Origin of the sequence: Mycobacterium lehmannii, assembly GCF_001499925.1 — a bacterium.
Classification (GTDB): domain Bacteria; phylum Actinomycetota; class Actinomycetes; order Mycobacteriales; family Mycobacteriaceae; genus Mycobacterium; species Mycobacterium lehmannii.
In genome coordinates this window covers 57,801-71,895 of the sequence record NZ_LQIR01000056.1, presented here as the reverse complement: position 1 = coordinate 71,895, position 14,095 = coordinate 57,801, and the positions used below count along the sequence as shown (strand labels likewise).

At 67.4% G+C, this 14,095-nt stretch carries 13 protein-coding genes and 1 tRNA gene; 11 read left to right on the top strand and 3 right to left on the bottom strand.

The genetic code is table 11. The features are described from left to right. The 7 genes from AU192_RS21045 (at nt 1) to AU192_RS21015 (ending at nt 5,808) form a co-directional block, all read left to right on the top strand. Complete coding sequence (locus AU192_RS21045; protein ID WP_064399460.1) at nt 1–234, top strand: hypothetical protein; 234 nt, start codon at nt 1–3, stop codon at nt 232–234. 77 nt (nt 235–311) lie between these two features. Then, nucleotides 312–1,538: an Nramp family divalent metal transporter gene (locus AU192_RS21040; protein WP_064399459.1), complete on the top strand. Its 1,227-nt coding sequence runs from the start codon at nt 312–314 to the stop codon at nt 1,536–1,538. Then, nucleotides 1,538–2,599 (top strand): poly-gamma-glutamate hydrolase family protein, encoded by a 1,062-nt coding sequence (locus AU192_RS21035; RefSeq protein WP_064399458.1) that lies wholly within the window; start codon nt 1,538–1,540, stop codon nt 2,597–2,599. Before AU192_RS21040 ends, AU192_RS21035 begins: the two co-directional genes overlap by 1 nt. Beyond that, nucleotides 2,599–3,684 (top strand): serine hydrolase domain-containing protein, encoded by a 1,086-nt coding sequence (locus AU192_RS21030; protein WP_242656989.1) that lies wholly within the window; start codon nt 2,599–2,601, stop codon nt 3,682–3,684. Before AU192_RS21035 ends, AU192_RS21030 begins: the two co-directional genes overlap by 1 nt. A 53-nt stretch (nt 3,685–3,737) precedes the next feature. Then, on the top strand, nt 3,738–4,511 hold the full coding sequence (locus AU192_RS21025) for a DUF1365 domain-containing protein (protein ID WP_066807810.1): 774 nt from the start codon (nt 3,738–3,740) through the stop codon (nt 4,509–4,511). Beyond that, complete coding sequence (locus AU192_RS21020; RefSeq protein WP_064399457.1) at nt 4,508–5,089, top strand: sigma-70 family RNA polymerase sigma factor; 582 nt, start codon at nt 4,508–4,510, stop codon at nt 5,087–5,089. Before AU192_RS21025 ends, AU192_RS21020 begins: the two co-directional genes overlap by 4 nt. Beyond that, entirely contained in the window at nt 5,086–5,808 is a 723-nt protein-coding gene (locus tag AU192_RS21015) for an anti-sigma factor (protein WP_064399456.1), read from the top strand. The genes AU192_RS21020 and AU192_RS21015 overlap by 4 nt, the downstream gene beginning before the upstream one ends. Before the next feature lie 88 nt (nt 5,809–5,896). Here AU192_RS21015 and AU192_RS21010 read toward each other — a convergent pair whose 3' ends face one another. Continuing rightward, nucleotides 5,897–6,997, bottom strand: a complete 1,101-nt coding sequence (locus AU192_RS21010) for a glutamate--cysteine ligase 2 (protein ID WP_064399455.1) — start codon at nt 6,995–6,997, stop codon at nt 5,897–5,899. Between the two features lie 181 nt (nt 6,998–7,178). On the opposite strand from AU192_RS21010, the gene AU192_RS21005 reads away from it, so the two are divergent. Continuing rightward, nucleotides 7,179–7,997 (top strand): LLM class F420-dependent oxidoreductase, encoded by an 819-nt coding sequence (locus AU192_RS21005; protein WP_064399454.1) that lies wholly within the window; start codon nt 7,179–7,181, stop codon nt 7,995–7,997. Here AU192_RS21005 and AU192_RS21000 read toward each other — a convergent pair. Continuing rightward, complete coding sequence (locus tag AU192_RS21000; RefSeq protein WP_064399453.1) at nt 7,994–9,961, bottom strand: flavin-containing monooxygenase; 1,968 nt, start codon at nt 9,959–9,961, stop codon at nt 7,994–7,996. The two genes, AU192_RS21005 and AU192_RS21000, sit on opposite strands and share 4 nt — an antisense overlap. 126 nt (nt 9,962–10,087) lie before the next feature. Between AU192_RS21000 and AU192_RS20995 the strand changes: the two genes are divergently transcribed. Next, nucleotides 10,088–10,160: transfer RNA gene (locus AU192_RS20995), tRNA-Arg, on the top strand. Between the two features lie 36 nt (nt 10,161–10,196). On the opposite strand, the gene AU192_RS20990 is transcribed toward AU192_RS20995, so the two are convergent. Further along, nucleotides 10,197–11,909 carry a GAF domain-containing sensor histidine kinase gene (locus AU192_RS20990; RefSeq protein ID WP_207544972.1) on the bottom strand — a complete coding sequence of 571 codons (1,713 nt, stop codon included), beginning with the start codon at nt 11,907–11,909 and terminating at the stop codon, nt 10,197–10,199. A gap of 185 nt (nt 11,910–12,094) precedes the next feature. Between AU192_RS20990 and AU192_RS20985 the strand changes: the two genes are divergently transcribed. After that, nucleotides 12,095–13,201 (top strand): 3-oxoacyl-ACP synthase III family protein, encoded by a 1,107-nt coding sequence (locus tag AU192_RS20985; RefSeq protein ID WP_174523468.1) that lies wholly within the window; start codon nt 12,095–12,097, stop codon nt 13,199–13,201. Further along, nucleotides 13,185–14,054, top strand: a complete 870-nt coding sequence (locus AU192_RS20980; protein ID WP_064399452.1) for a 3-oxoacyl-[acyl-carrier-protein] synthase III C-terminal domain-containing protein — start codon at nt 13,185–13,187, stop codon at nt 14,052–14,054. The genes AU192_RS20985 and AU192_RS20980 overlap by 17 nt, the downstream gene beginning before the upstream one ends. Nucleotides 14,055–14,095: the final 41 nt, after the last annotated feature.

Here is a 14,095-nt window from a genome sequence, read left to right as displayed (position 1 = left end):
ATGAAGGCCCGATTTCGTTATCTCACAGCGACTCTCGCGCTCGGCGTCATCGGCGCGTTAGCACCCGTCGCCGGCGCCGCGCCCCAGTGCACCAACATCGCCCCCAACACCACGCAGTGCCAGACCAACGGAAGTTCACAGATCGTCACGTCACCGTCGGTGCAGACCAGCCCCTACTGGGGTTGGCCGTGGGGCGGCGGCCTCATCATCGGGCTCGGCGGCGGGCACAAATAACCCCGCCCACCCCCGACGGCGGCGGTTTCGGCTACCCTAACTTTTCTATTCGCAACCCCGGATAGAAAGAGGGTGGGGTGGCCCAGAGCACCGACGTCAAGGCGCGCCCGAGCTGGCTGCTGCTCGGACCGGCGTTCGTCGCGGCCATCGCCTACGTCGACCCCGGCAACGTCGCCGCCAACGTCAGCGCGGGCGCCCAGTTCGGTTTCCTGCTGATCTGGGTGATCGTGGCGGCCAACGCGATGGCCTGCATCGTGCAGTACCTTTCGGCCAAGCTCGGCTTGGTGACCGGCATGTCGCTGCCGGAGGCGGTCGGTAACCGGATGCGCCGCCGCACCCGGCTGACCTACTGGATGCAGGCCGAATTAGTCGCGATGGCAACCGATCTCGCCGAGGTCGTGGGCGGCGCTATCGCGCTGTATCTGCTCTTCGACCTACCGTTGCTCACGGGCGGCATCATCACCGGCGTCGTCTCGCTGGTGTTGCTGATGGTCAAGGACCGCCACGGCCAGAACTCGTTCGAACGGGTCATCACCGGACTGCTGGCGGTCATCGCGGTCGGCTTCTTGGCCAGCCTGTTCGTCGCTCCCCCACCGCTCGACGAGGCGGCGGCGGGGTTGGTGCCGAAATTCGCGGGCACCGAGAGCGTGTTGATCGCGGCGGCGATGCTGGGCGCGACCGTGATGCCGCACGCGGTGTACCTGCACTCAGGACTGGCCCGGGACCGGCACGGCCATCCCGAGCCCGGGCCGATGCGGCGGATGCTGCTGCGAATCACGCGCTGGGATGTCGGCATCGCGATGGTGATCGCCGGCGCGGTCAACCTGTCGATGGTGTTGGTTGCCGCGACGAACCTGCGGGGTCAGGAAAACACCGACTCGATCGAGGGTGCGCACGCCGCGGTCGGCGAGACCCTGGGGCCGACGATCGCGCTGTTGTTCGCAATCGGCCTGCTTGCCTCGGGGTTGGCGTCGTCGTCGGTCGGCGCGTACGCCGGCGCGATGATCATGCAGGGCCTGCTGCACCGCTCCATTCCGCTGGTGTTGCGCCGCCTCATCACCCTGTTGCCCGCGCTGGCAGTGTTGGCGATTGGCCTGGATCCCAGCCGGGCGCTGGTTTTGTCGCAGGTGGTGCTGTCGTTCGGGATACCGTTCGCGCTGATTCCGCTCGTGCGACTGACCAGCGACCGGGCCCTGATGGGCGCCGACGTCAACCACCGGGTAACGACGGCGATCGGGTGGGTCATCGCGGGCCTGATTACTCTTTTGAACGTGGTGTTGATCTATTTGACGCTGACGGGTTGATGCACACCTACTTCGCCTACGGCTCGAACCTCAACGTCCACCAGATGGCGCTGCGGTGCCCCGACGCGGCGCACCCCCGGCGGGCGATGCTGTCCGACCATGACTGGCTGATCAACGAGCGCGGCGTCGCCACGGTCGAACCGTTCCACGGGTCCGAAGTGCACGGTGTGCTGTGGCAGCTCAACGACCGCGATCTGGCGGTGCTCGACAGCGCCGAAGGCGTTCCGGTGCGTTACCGCCGCGACCGGCTCACCGTGCACACCGACGACGGACCCGCAGAGGCGTGGGTGTACATCGACCACCGCGTCGAACCGGGTCCGCCACGACCGGGCTACCTCGAGCGCATCATCGACGGAGCCCTGCACCACGGCCTGCCATCCCGCTGGATCGACTTTCTCAAGCGGTGGGATCCGGCGCATTGGCCCGGCCGCTGCGGCCGATCCGATATCCCTGCCCCACAGTCGCTTTCGGAACTCCTGGCGCAGCCGGGCATCGTCGAGGAGCGAATCCTGCGGTCCCGCTTCGGTTTTCTGGCCATCCACGGCGGCGGCCTCGAGCAGATGACCGACGTGATCGCCGAACGCGCCGCCGACGCCGCGGGCGCCTCGCTGTACACGGTGCGCCATCCCGACCACTATCCACACCATCTGTCCTCGGCGCTGTACCTGGCGCGAGAGTCCGAACGTCTCGCGGAGTTCCTCGACCACGTCGACGTCGCGGTGTCACTGCACGGGTACGGCCGCGTCGGTCGCAGCACCCAGTTGCTCGCGGGCGGGCGCAACCGCGCACTGGCCGAGCACCTCGCCGAACACGTCGAAGTGCCTGGCTACCAAGTCATCACCGATCTCGACGCGATCCCGCGCGAACTGCGCGGGCTGCACCACGACAACCCCGTCAACCGCGTCCGCGAGGGTGGCGCGCAACTCGAGCTCACACCGCGGGTGCGCGGTATCAGCCCGCGCAGCCAACTACCCGGCGACGACGGGCTCACACCGGCGACCTCCGCGTTGGTCCAAGGGCTCGTCGCCACCGCGCATTCGTGGGAACTACGCTCGGCCTAGTGCGTATCGCAACCATCGCGGCCCTGCTTCTCCTTGTGCTGGCCGCCGCACCGGTTCATGCCCAGCCCGCCGCCGTCGACGCGACCCTCGAGCGTGCCGTCGCGGAGGAAGGTCTCGCCGGCGGGATCGTCGTGATCCGCGACGGAGCACACCTGACCCGGTACTCCGCCGGGTATTCCGACCTCGACACCCAAGCCGCATTCGCACCGAACACCCACGTGCGTGTCGGCAGCATCACGAAAACCTTTGTGGCCGCGACGGTTTTACAGCTGGTGGCCGAGGGCCGGGTCGGGCTCGACACACCGATCGAGACCTACCTGCCCGGCCGCATCCGTGGCGAGAACATCGACCCCACGACGATCACCGTCCGCCAGTTGTTGCGTCACCAGAGCGGCCTTCCGGAGTACTTCGACGACTTGACCGAACTCCCGAACCAGCCCGTGAACGGCGACCAGCTACTCGATATGGCACTGGCCCGGCCCTCGCAGTTCGCCCCCGGCGCGACGATGAAGTACACCAACACCAACTACATCGTCGCCGGCCTGCTGATCGAGAACCTGACCGGCAGGCCCGCGGCCGACGAGATCACCGCGCGAATCATCGCACCACTGGGCCTGTTCGACACGTACTTCCCCGGGCCGGGCGAGCGCGGGCTCCGGGTGCCCTTCGCCCACGGCTACGAACTGGTCGACGGCAGACGCACCGACGTCACCGACTTCAACGCCTCTGCGGCGTGGACGGCGGGCGGGTTGGTGTCGACGGACGAGGACACCACGGCGTTCATCACGGCACTGCTCGACGGGCGCGTGGTTCCCCGGCCTCAGCTCGACGAGATGATGCGGACCGTCCCCATGCCGGACGCCGACGGTCTGCTCGACTATGGGCTGGGTCTCGGGCGGGTGTCGTTGCCATGCGGCGTCACCGCGTGGGGCCACGGCGGCGACATCGCCGGGTATCACAGCTTCGCGGTCAAGACCTTCGACGGGCCTGCCATCTCGGTGATGCTGACGCAGTCGCCGGAGTCGACGGCGCCCGCCGAGGATCCGCGCGGAGATGTCCTGACCGCGCTCTACTGTCCCGCCTGAGACCGTCCGACCTGAGCACCCATCCGCCGCGCGTGCGGCTCCGAATACCTCATGTGGATGGTTCCTACCTGTACCGCACCCGGACGGCGCATTTGCGTCGTGCGCCGGTGTACCACCATTTCGAACATCATGGATACAGCTGGCTGGTCGACGTCGACCGGCTACCGCGGGTCCCATGGTGGCTGCGCCCCTTCGCGCGCTTCGACGCCCGCGACCACCTTCATGGCGCCCCGGGCGACTCGCTGCGCCAGCGCATCGACGCGTTCCTGTGGGATCGCGGTGTCGACCTGGGCGGCGGGCGCGTCACCGCGTTGCTGCAGGCGCGGGTGGCCGGCTACGCGTTCAACCCGGTGACGCTGTACTGGTGCCATGACACGGCGGGCGTCGTGCGCCACATCGTCATGGAGATGCACAACCACCGCGGTGAACGGCATGCGTATCTGCTGCCGCCGAGCCCGGATGGGACGTCGATGGCGCCGAAGAGGCTGCGGGTGTCGCCGTTCAACGGCACCGACGGTCACTATCTGGTGCGCGCGCCGCACCCTGGCGACGAGGTGAACGTGACCGTATCGCTGCACCGCGGCAACGGCCCGGCGTTCATCGCCACGGTGCGTGGCGCACGCAGGCGCGCGGGTGTCGCCGAGGTGCTGCTGATGCAGGCGAAGGCCCCGCTGGCGCCGTTGATGACGGCGCTGGAGTACCGGCTCCAGCACCTCACGCTGTGGCTGCGGCGTGTCCCTCTGGTGCGCGGCGCCGAAGCGGTCGGCGAAACCGTCGCTCCGACAGCGGCTTTCGTCGGCAATACCGCCAGATCGCGATATTCATGACGATGTCCACGCGGGTGGCTAGGCTACCGCTGGTGACCACGGACCTCGACGAGTTGCTTCGCCAGGTTGCCGAGGAGAATGTCGAGGCCTTCGCCACCTTCTACGACCGCACCCGTGCGCGGGTGTTCGGCCTGGTGACCCGGGTGCTGCGCGATCCCGGGTACAGCGAGGAGACCACGCAGGATGTCTACCTGCAGGTATGGCGTACCGCGGGAAGCTACGACCCTTCGGCGGGTTCCCCGCTGGCGTGGCTGATGACGCTCGCGCACCGCCGGGCGGTCGACCGGGTGCGGTCCGAGCAGGCCGCGACGCAGCGGGAGGACCGCTACGGCGCGGCCACCGTCGAACTGCCCTCCGATCACGTCGCCGACTCGGTGATCATGCGCGACGAGCGCCGCCAGGTCGCCAACTGCTTGGGATCGCTGACGGATGTGCAGCGTGAGTGCATCCAGCTGGCCTACTACGAGGGGCTGACCTACGCCCAGGTCTCCGAACGGCTGTCGGCGAACCTCGCCACCATCAAATCGCGGATGCGCGACGGCCTCCGCGGTCTCCGCAAGTGCTTGGGGATGGCATGACCGAGCCCATGGATAGCGACCTCGGCGCCCTCGCGGCGCCCTACGCCCTGAACGCGATCTCCGATTCCGAACGTGAGGAAGTCGACCGCCGCGTCGCGGCCGCGCCCCCCGCCGTCGCGCAGGCCTTCGCCGAGGAAGTGCGCAATGTCCGGGAGGCCATGGCGGTCGTGTCGGCCGCCACCGCCGCCGAACCGCCTCCGCATCTGCGCGAGCGCCTACTGGCCGAGATCGGCGACGGACGAGCGGAACCGGTACGCCAGTTGCGGCCGCGTCCGACGCGTTGGCAGAAGACCGCGCTGGCCGCTGCCGCCGTGGTCGTGGTCGGCGCGGGCGCCCTGGGCGTCGGTCTGGCGCTGCGACCGGCCGACAAACCCTCGACCGCCGAGCAGGTGTTCGCCGCGCCCGACGTGCGCACCGTCTCGGGGGAGATTCCGGGCGGCGGCACCGCGACGGTGGTGTTCTCGCGCGAGAAGGATGCCGGGGTGCTGGTGATGAACAACGTCACCCCGCCGCAACCCGGCACCGTCTACCAGATGTGGCTGGTCGACGCGGAGGGTCCGCATCCTGCGGGCACCATGGACTCGCAGTCGGTGGCGCCGTCGACGACGGCCGTGCTGCCCGACATCGGCGACTCGAGCACTCTGGCCTTCACCATCGAACCGCCCGGCGGTTCGGCGGAGCCGACCAGCGCACCGTTCGCCGAGCTGCCTCTGGCCTAGTGGTCTGCACCGATTTCTGCGAGACGGTCGTGATTTCCGCGGAAGCACAGCCCTGGTGCAGATCTCGGCGTACCCCAGGCTGGTCGGCCTACGCTCCCGCCAGCGTCGCCTCGGCCGCCTCGGCCACGACGTCGCCCACGTCCCGGCGGCGCTGCCACGCCCGCCGCTGCCGGATGGCGCCGTTGCCCTGTTCGGTGACGCGGCGCAACTCGTCGAACACCAGGTCGTAGTCGCCCACGGCTTCGAGCGCGGGCCGTACGTGCTCGACGAGCCGGTCCAGCAGCTCTCGCGCGGGCACCCGCTGATGGCTTTCCAGCAGGTCGACCGCATCGCCGTCGAGGCCGTCGCGCGCGGACTTCCAGTACGCGGCCTTGAGCGCATGCGCGGCGAGCGGCGGTGTCGGCTCGCCGCGCCGCTCATCCTCCAACGCCGTCATCACCGCGGCCCGGGTCAGCGCGGCCAGCAGGACGGTCTCGGCCGCCGTCGCCGGCACGTCGGCGACGCGCACCTCGATCGTCGGGAAGTTCTTCGACGGCCGCACATCCCAATAGACCATGCCGTCGTCGCGCATCGCGCCCGCCTGTTGCATCATCTGCACGACGGCGTCGTACTCGTCGACGGAGTCGAAGTGCGGCGGCGGGCCCGCGCTGGGCCACCGCGCCCACAGCACACTGCGCCAGCTGGCGTAGCCGGTGTCGGAGTTGCGGTAGATCGCGGAGTTCGCGCTCAGCGCCAGCAGGCTGGGCAACCAGGGCCGCAGCCGGTTGCTAACCCGGATCGCGGCTTCGCGGCTGGGCACCGCCACGTGCACGTGGCAGCCGCAGATGCCCTGCTCGTGCGCGATCATGCCGAACTTCTCGCCGATCTCCCGGTACCGCGGAGTGTCGGTGATGGGGAACTCCTGCGGAAGCGTGGGCGGCAGCCCGACGGCCAGCAGTTGGGCCCCGGCGGCGCCCGCGGCTTCGGCGGAAAGTCGGCGAAGCCGCAGCAGCTGGTCGCGCAGTTCGCGGGAAGAGGAGACCACCTCGCTGGTGGTTTCGACCTGGCAGGTGGTCAGTTCGAGTTGCAGCTTCACACCGCGCTTTACCGCCTCGCGGGCGACGGCCTCGTTGAGCGCGACAGGTTCCCCGCTCGCGGGGTCAACGAGCAGGAACTCTTCTTCGACGCCGATCGTGGGATGCGTGGCCATAGTCTGGGGTAGCCGAAATATTGATCCGGCCCGTCGGATGATTCACGACGGGCCGGATCGGGGCAACAAATCCTTCAGGTCTGGGGACTCCGGTGATTCGAAGTCGGCGGCAGATGTATTGCCCGAAGCTTCTGGGCGCCAAACATCTTTTGTCGACCTGCGACCCTTCTACGATCGATCCGTGACCAAACCGTTCCGGTTCGGCGTCGGGCTGCAGGCCGCGCGCCGTCAGAAGTCGGTGCAGGACTGGGCGCGCCGCGCCGAGGACATGGGCTACGACATCGTCCACGTCGCCGACCACCTCTACACGACCGCGCCGTTCCCGATGATGACGGCAATGGCGATGGCAACCGAACGGCTCCGCGTGGGCACGTTCGTGCTCAATGCCGGCTTCTACCGGCCCGCGCTGCTCGCGCGGGAGGTGACCACGCTGCGTGATCTGAGCGGCGGGCGCTTCGACCTCGGGCTCGGCGCCGGCTATGTCAAGGAGGAGTTCGAACAGGCTGAGCTGCCGTATCCCTCGGCCGGTCAGAGAGTGGACTGGCTGCGCCACGTGACCGAGCACATGACCGAGCACGCGCCCGATGTGCCCATCCTCATCGCGGGCAACGGCGACAGGCTGTTGACGCTGGCCGCTCAGCGCGCCGACATCATCGGGCTGACCGGCGGCGCCCCGATCACCGCGACGTCCGATCCGCTCGCAGACCGCGTCGCGTTCGTGCGCCAAGCGGCCGGTGACCGGTTCGACGACCTCGAGCTCAACATCGCCGTCACTGCCATGCCGACCGACGATTCCGGCAGGCCCGACCTGTCGATCACGAGCCGGTTCCTCCCCCACTTGTCAGAAGAGGAGCTGCTGGCTACCCCCGCGGTGTTGTCGGGGTCGACGAGCGAGATCGCCGACACGCTGCGCGGCTACCGCGAGACGTACGGCATCAGCTACATCACCGTCCAGCAGCTGCACGCCGAGCCGTTCGCGAAGGTGATCGCCGAGCTTTAAGATTTTCGCGCTTGTGCGACAACGGATTCAACCGAGCGCACCACGAAGTCCGACCACTCCGGTTCGCGCACCGCGTCGTGGTATTCGTAGAGCTTCCACGGGCTGACGGTGTGGATCTCGCCGCGGGCGTTCTTGAAGTAGGAATGCTCGATCGACGGGTGCGACCAGACCGTCATCTTGATCGCCTCCTGTGACCGGCGACGCCAGTCGTCGGTGGAGTCGGCCTTCGGCTCGATCGAGTGCACCCCGTCGGCCAGGGCGCGCAGACACTGGCCGATGTAGCGCATCTGCAACTCGGAGTTGAAGATGAGGCTGCCGCCGTGCGCCAAATGTGTGCCAGGGCCATAGGTCAGGAAGAAGTTCGGGAAGCCCGGAACCATGATGCCTCGGTAGGCGTAGGGGCGGTCACCCCAGACGTCGCGCAAGTCGATCGGATTACCGTCGCCGTCGCGGCCGGTGATCCGCAGCGGCCACAGCACCTCGGTGGCGCGAAAACCGGTGGCGTACACGATGATATCGGCACGCCGTTCCTGACCGTCGGCGGTCACCACACCCGTCGGCGTGATCCGCTCGATCGGCGTGCGGACCAAGTCGACGTTGTCCCGGCGAAGAGTTCGCAACCAGGTGCCGTCGTCTTGCAGCGTGCGCTTACCCGTCGCGGGATAGTCCGGCAGAACCTTGGCGAGCAACTGTTCGTCGCCCTCGACCTGGGTGGTGATCCAGTCGGTGAACATCATCCGCGCGGCGGCGTTCATGTCGCTGACCGCGTAATCGCCTTGCTGGTAAGCGGGATCCACACGTGCGGCGTCCAAGCCCTTGTCGGCGCCCGGCCACAGCAGCAGGAACCGGTACCAGCGGCTGTAGAACGGCAGGTGTTCCATCGCCCAGCGGGTGCCGTCACCAACCTCTTTGTGGTACATCGGGTTCGGGAACATCCACTGGGCGGTGCGCTGGTAGACGTCGAGATGCTCGACCCGGTCGGCGATCGCGGGCGCGATCTGGAAACCGCTCGCGCCCGCGCCGATCAGCGCGACACGGCGGCCGGTGACGTCGACGCCATGGTTCCATGCCGCGGAGTGAAAGTCCGGTCCGGCGAACGTGTCAGCCCCTTCGATGTCGGGGATCTGAGGGCGGTTGAGTTGGCCGACCGCGCTGATGATCGCGCGCACGGAGATTCTGGACACCCGGCCGTTCTTCGCGCGGACGGCGACGGACCAGGTCCCCGAGTCGTCGTCCCATTCGGCCGACACCACCTCGGTCTCCCAGCGCACGTGCTCGCCGATGCCGTGTTTGTCCATCACGTCGACGAAGTACTGGCGCAGCTCGGGCTGCTCGGCGAAGTAGTGGCTCCACTTGTTGCTGGGTTCAAAGCTGTAGCAGTAGAAGTGGTTGGCCACGTCGACGCGGGCACCCGGATAGCTGTTCTCCCACCAGGTTCCGCCGGGTCCGGGGTTCTTCTCCACCACGGTGAATGGCAGCCCGGCCTGCTTGAGGCGGATGGCGGCGAGCAGCCCGGACTCACCGCAGCCGATGACGAGCACGGGAAGCGTTGCCGCTGCGTCTGGATCGATGGGTTCGGGCTTGCGGGGGTCGACGCCCCCGAGGTCGAGTTCCTCGGTCAGCAGCGGCAGGTACTCCTCGCCGACGGGTTCGCATGCGGCCCAATCCATCATCTGCTTGACGACGGACGCGTCCAGCGGTGCGGGTTCGGGACAACCGCGGTCGCGGTAAGCGGTGATCACCTCGAGCGCCTCGGCCCTCGCCCGAGCCTTGTCCTCTTCGGACATGAAGCCTTGCACCTCGTTGAGGAACAACCCGGCCTGGGCGTAGTCGCGGATGAAGCGGGTGTCGCCGGTGATGTGCACGAGGCTGAGCAACAGCGTCGGGACGCTGACGTCCTCGAGCGCCCGCTGGATTTCGTCGGTGGGCGTTGTGAACGGCGTGCCGGCGTAGCGACTGCGCACGACATCTCCTCCTGACCAGGACGGCCGCATCCAATTACGGAACTTACAGTAGCGTAATCGACCGGGGCCTCCGGCAGTGACGTTTGATTCGCAGCGGCCGGCCAGCCGGTAAGCTCCCAGCGGTCCGCCCTCGTAGCTCAGGGGATAGAGCACGGCTCTCCTAAAGCCGGTGTCGCAGGTTCGAATCCTGCCGGGGGCACTACGTGTTTTCGCAGCTCAGACGGTGTATTAGACCTCAGGTCAGCGGGGCGGACCACGTCAGGGTGGTTCCGCCGCCCGGGGCGTCCTCGACGATGAACCGCCCACCGACCTCCTCGGCGCGGGCGCGCAGGTTGGCCAACCCGCTGGGCGTCACGTCGGCGGCGATGCCACAACCGTTGTCGACGACCTCGATATGCAGATCGTCCCCGACGGTCACGCCGATCTGCAAAGTGGTGGCATTCGCGTGCCGCACGGCGTTGCTGACCGCCTCGCGCACCACCGCTTCCGCGTGCTCGGCCAGTTTGTCGCTGACGACCGACAGCGGACCCGAGAATCTCGTTGTGGTGCGCATTTCCGGATCGGCGAACTGGTCGATCGCCTCGTCGAGCCGCTGCCTCAGCGTGACGCCCGGCTGCGCATGGTGCAGGTCAAAGATTGCGGTGCGGATCTCCTGGATGACCTCTTGAAGGTCGTCGACGCATCCGGTGAGCCGCTCCTGCACCTCCGGCGTGCGCGCCCGCGGGATCGTCCCCTGCAAGGCCAGGCCGACGGCGAACAGCCGCTGGATGACGTGATCGTGCAGGTCGCGCGCGATGCGATCGCGATCGGTCAACACGTCGAGCTCTCGCATCCGGCGCTGGGTGCTGGCCAACTGCCACGCCAACGCCGCCTGGTCGGCGAAGGCCGCCATCATGTCCATGTTCTCGTCGGTGAACGGCGACGCGCCGACCGGCCGAAGCGCAACCAGGACACCGGCGACGGCGTCGCCCACGCGCAGCGGTAGCAACAGCGCGGGACCCGTCTGGACCCCATCCACGCCGAGCCCGAGTCCCTCGAACCGCATCGGCGTGCGTTGGGTGAACGCGTGGCCAATCGGGCTATCCGCGACGGGAACCGCGTCCACATCCAGGGCGGTTCCTTCCCCCGCGGTTGCAGTGACGACCAGCTCCGTCGCTTCCATCGGCGGCGCATCGCCGTCCTCCGGAACGAACACCGCGGTCAGAGCGGCTCCGCTGAGTTGACGTGACTTCTCGGCGACCAACCGGAACACCCTCACCGGATCGGTGCCTGACAGCAGTTCGGTGCCGATGTCGCGGGTGGCCTCGATCCACGACTGCCGGTGCCTGGCCTGTTGGTAGAGCCGGGCGTTCTCGATCGCGATGCCCGCGGCCGCCGCGAGCGCCTGCACGAGGACCTCGTCGTCCTCGCTGAATGGCTGGCCACCCGCCTTCTCGGTCAGATAGAGGTTGCCGAAGACCTCCTCGCGGATGCGGATCGGCACACCGAGGAAAGTGACCATCGGCGGATGGTTCGGCGGAAAACCAACGGACACGGAATGGTGGGCGATGTTGTCGAGCCGAATCGTCTTCGGATCGTCGAGAAGCAGGCCGAGGACGCCACGCCCCTCCGGCAAGTGGCCGATCGCCGCCCGCGTTTCGTCATCGATGCCTTCGTAGACGAACTCGACGAGGTCGTGGCCATGACCCCGCACGCCCAGCGCCCCATAACGTGCGTCGACCAGCTCGATTGCGGTGTGAACGATCGTCTTGAGAGTCTGGTCCAGTTCCAACCCGGATGTCACGACGAGCATGGCGTCAAGTAGTCCGTCGAGTCGATCGCGTCCTTCGACGATCTCTTCGACGCGGTCCTGGACCTCCGAGAGCAACTCGCGAAGCCGCAACTGAGACAAGGTATCCCGAAGCGGACGCTCGCCGGCGTCTCCCCCGGATCGGGCTCTGTCCGTCACCGCTCTGCCGTCCCTCTTCGACAATCACCATCCCGCAGGGGCCGATGCTACGCGTCCGGCGTGGTCCGCACGCAAACTTGGCGGGCATGCTGGAACTGCGTAGCGGTCGACGAAGGGACGAAAGTCCCCCCGAAACGATCCCAAAGCACCTTCCCCGCCACCCGCTCTGCAACCACGATGACGGTATGGCTCGCAAGCGGTGGTTGGTCATGGAGCCCGTGGCGGGTGGAACGGCTCCGCCGTATCGCACCCGCGTGGCGGGCGCCGGCCGCCGCCTCCCCCAGACGCGGCTCCCCACTGATGCATTGATGTCCAGCACGCGTCACCGCACCCACATCAACCTCGAACGGCTCACCGGGATTCGGGAAAGGCGGGTGTCGGTCGGCGACGAGGACTCCTACAGTTTGGCGACCGCCGCTGCACTTGATTGTCTCGGCAAAGCGCACCGCGATCCCGCTTCGATCGATGTGGTGATCAGCTGCAGCATCACCAAGTTCCACGGCGGCCTGACGCAATGGGTCGAGCCGACGATGAGTAGTGCTGTCGCCCGGGCGGTCGGAGCCGATGCTGCGATGAGCTTCGACCTGTCAAACGCCTGCGCGGGGATGCTCTCGGGAGTCACCGTCGCCAACAACTGGATTCGCCAGGGAGTGTTCGAGCGCGTGCTGGTTGTGAGCGGCGAATACATCTCACAACTCGGCAAGAACGCGGCCCGCCACATCCGCACCATCATGAGCAAGGAGCTGGCATCGCTGACGCTCGGCGACGCCGGCGCCGCGCTGCTGTTGGAGCGGGCACCTGCCGGAGGCGGCGGCATCAGCTTGGCGGGATTCACCACGGTCGCGGACTACAGCCGACTGTGCCTCGGCTACCCGAAAGGCGCCGATCCCGGTGCGCGAATGTTCACTGATGCCAGGGGTATTCATCGGGCGGCGATGGACAACACCCCGATTCTGTTAGAAGAAGTACTCGATACGGCCGGCATCTCGTTACACGACATCGACCACGTCATCACCCACCAGACGTCGGCCCGCGCGATCCGTAAAGGGATGGCCCGCATGTCGGAGGTGTTCGGAGACTCCCCGCGTCACGACGCGGTGATCACCGTCGACCGATACGGCAATACCGCATCGACCACTCACACGGTTGCGCTGATCGAAGAGCTGGAGGCGCGGCACATCGAGCCGGGCGAGACGATCGCCCTCATCGCGTTGGCGTCGGGCCTGGAGATCGGCGTCGTATTGATGACTTTGGACGAGGAACTGGTGAGTCGATATGGCCACGGTAATTGACCGCGTCGAGTTGACCGAGGGGCTCTGGCGGCATCGACACAGCGCACTTCGCCTTGCGGTCAAGGCATCTCGCGACTGCCTTCACCACGCGGAATGTCCAGCGTACGATGTCGATCTTCTCGTCAACGCGGGGATCTACCGCGACCGGAACCTCGGTGAACCGGCCTTGGCCGCCATGATCCAGCAGGATATCGGCGCCAACCCGGAGGCTCCTCACGCCGGCGCTCATGGGACGTTCTCCTTCGACGTCGTGAACGGCTCGTGCGGTGTTCTCACCGCGTTACAGGTTGTCGACGGATTCCTGCGGTCACATGCCATCGACCGTGCGCTCGTTGTCGCCAGTGATGCCGATCCAGGACACGGCCTGAGCGAACGATTCCCGTTCGCGCCGGCCGGTGGGGCGCTGCTGTGCAGCTGGACTGGCGACAATCGAGGATTCGGTCGCATACACTGGGCGAATCTCCCACAGGCGCGCGAAACATTCAATGCCACAGTGGGAATGATCGACCGGCGCAACGTCTTACGTTTCGATGTATCGGAGACGGCGGACGAGGCGTTGGCCGACGCGGCCGCAAGGGCGGCCGAACATTGCTTGAGCGCGTCGTCGATGACGGTCGACGACGTCGACGCGATCGTCGCTGCTCCCGCGCACGCTCCATACCGGACCGCCCTCGCGGCCAGGCTGAACGTCGAGCCCGAGCGGATAACCGTTTCCGGCGACACTCGTCTGCACACCGTGTCGCTCGTGGCCGCGCTTTCCGACGCCCTACGGGTGGTGCGGCCCGGCGCGCAGTTGTTGCTTGTCGCAGCGGGCGCCGGTGTCTCTGCAGGCGCGAGCCTCTATCAAGTGTGAACCTTCTCGGTTCGATCGGGCTCTTCGGGCATGAGGTGACT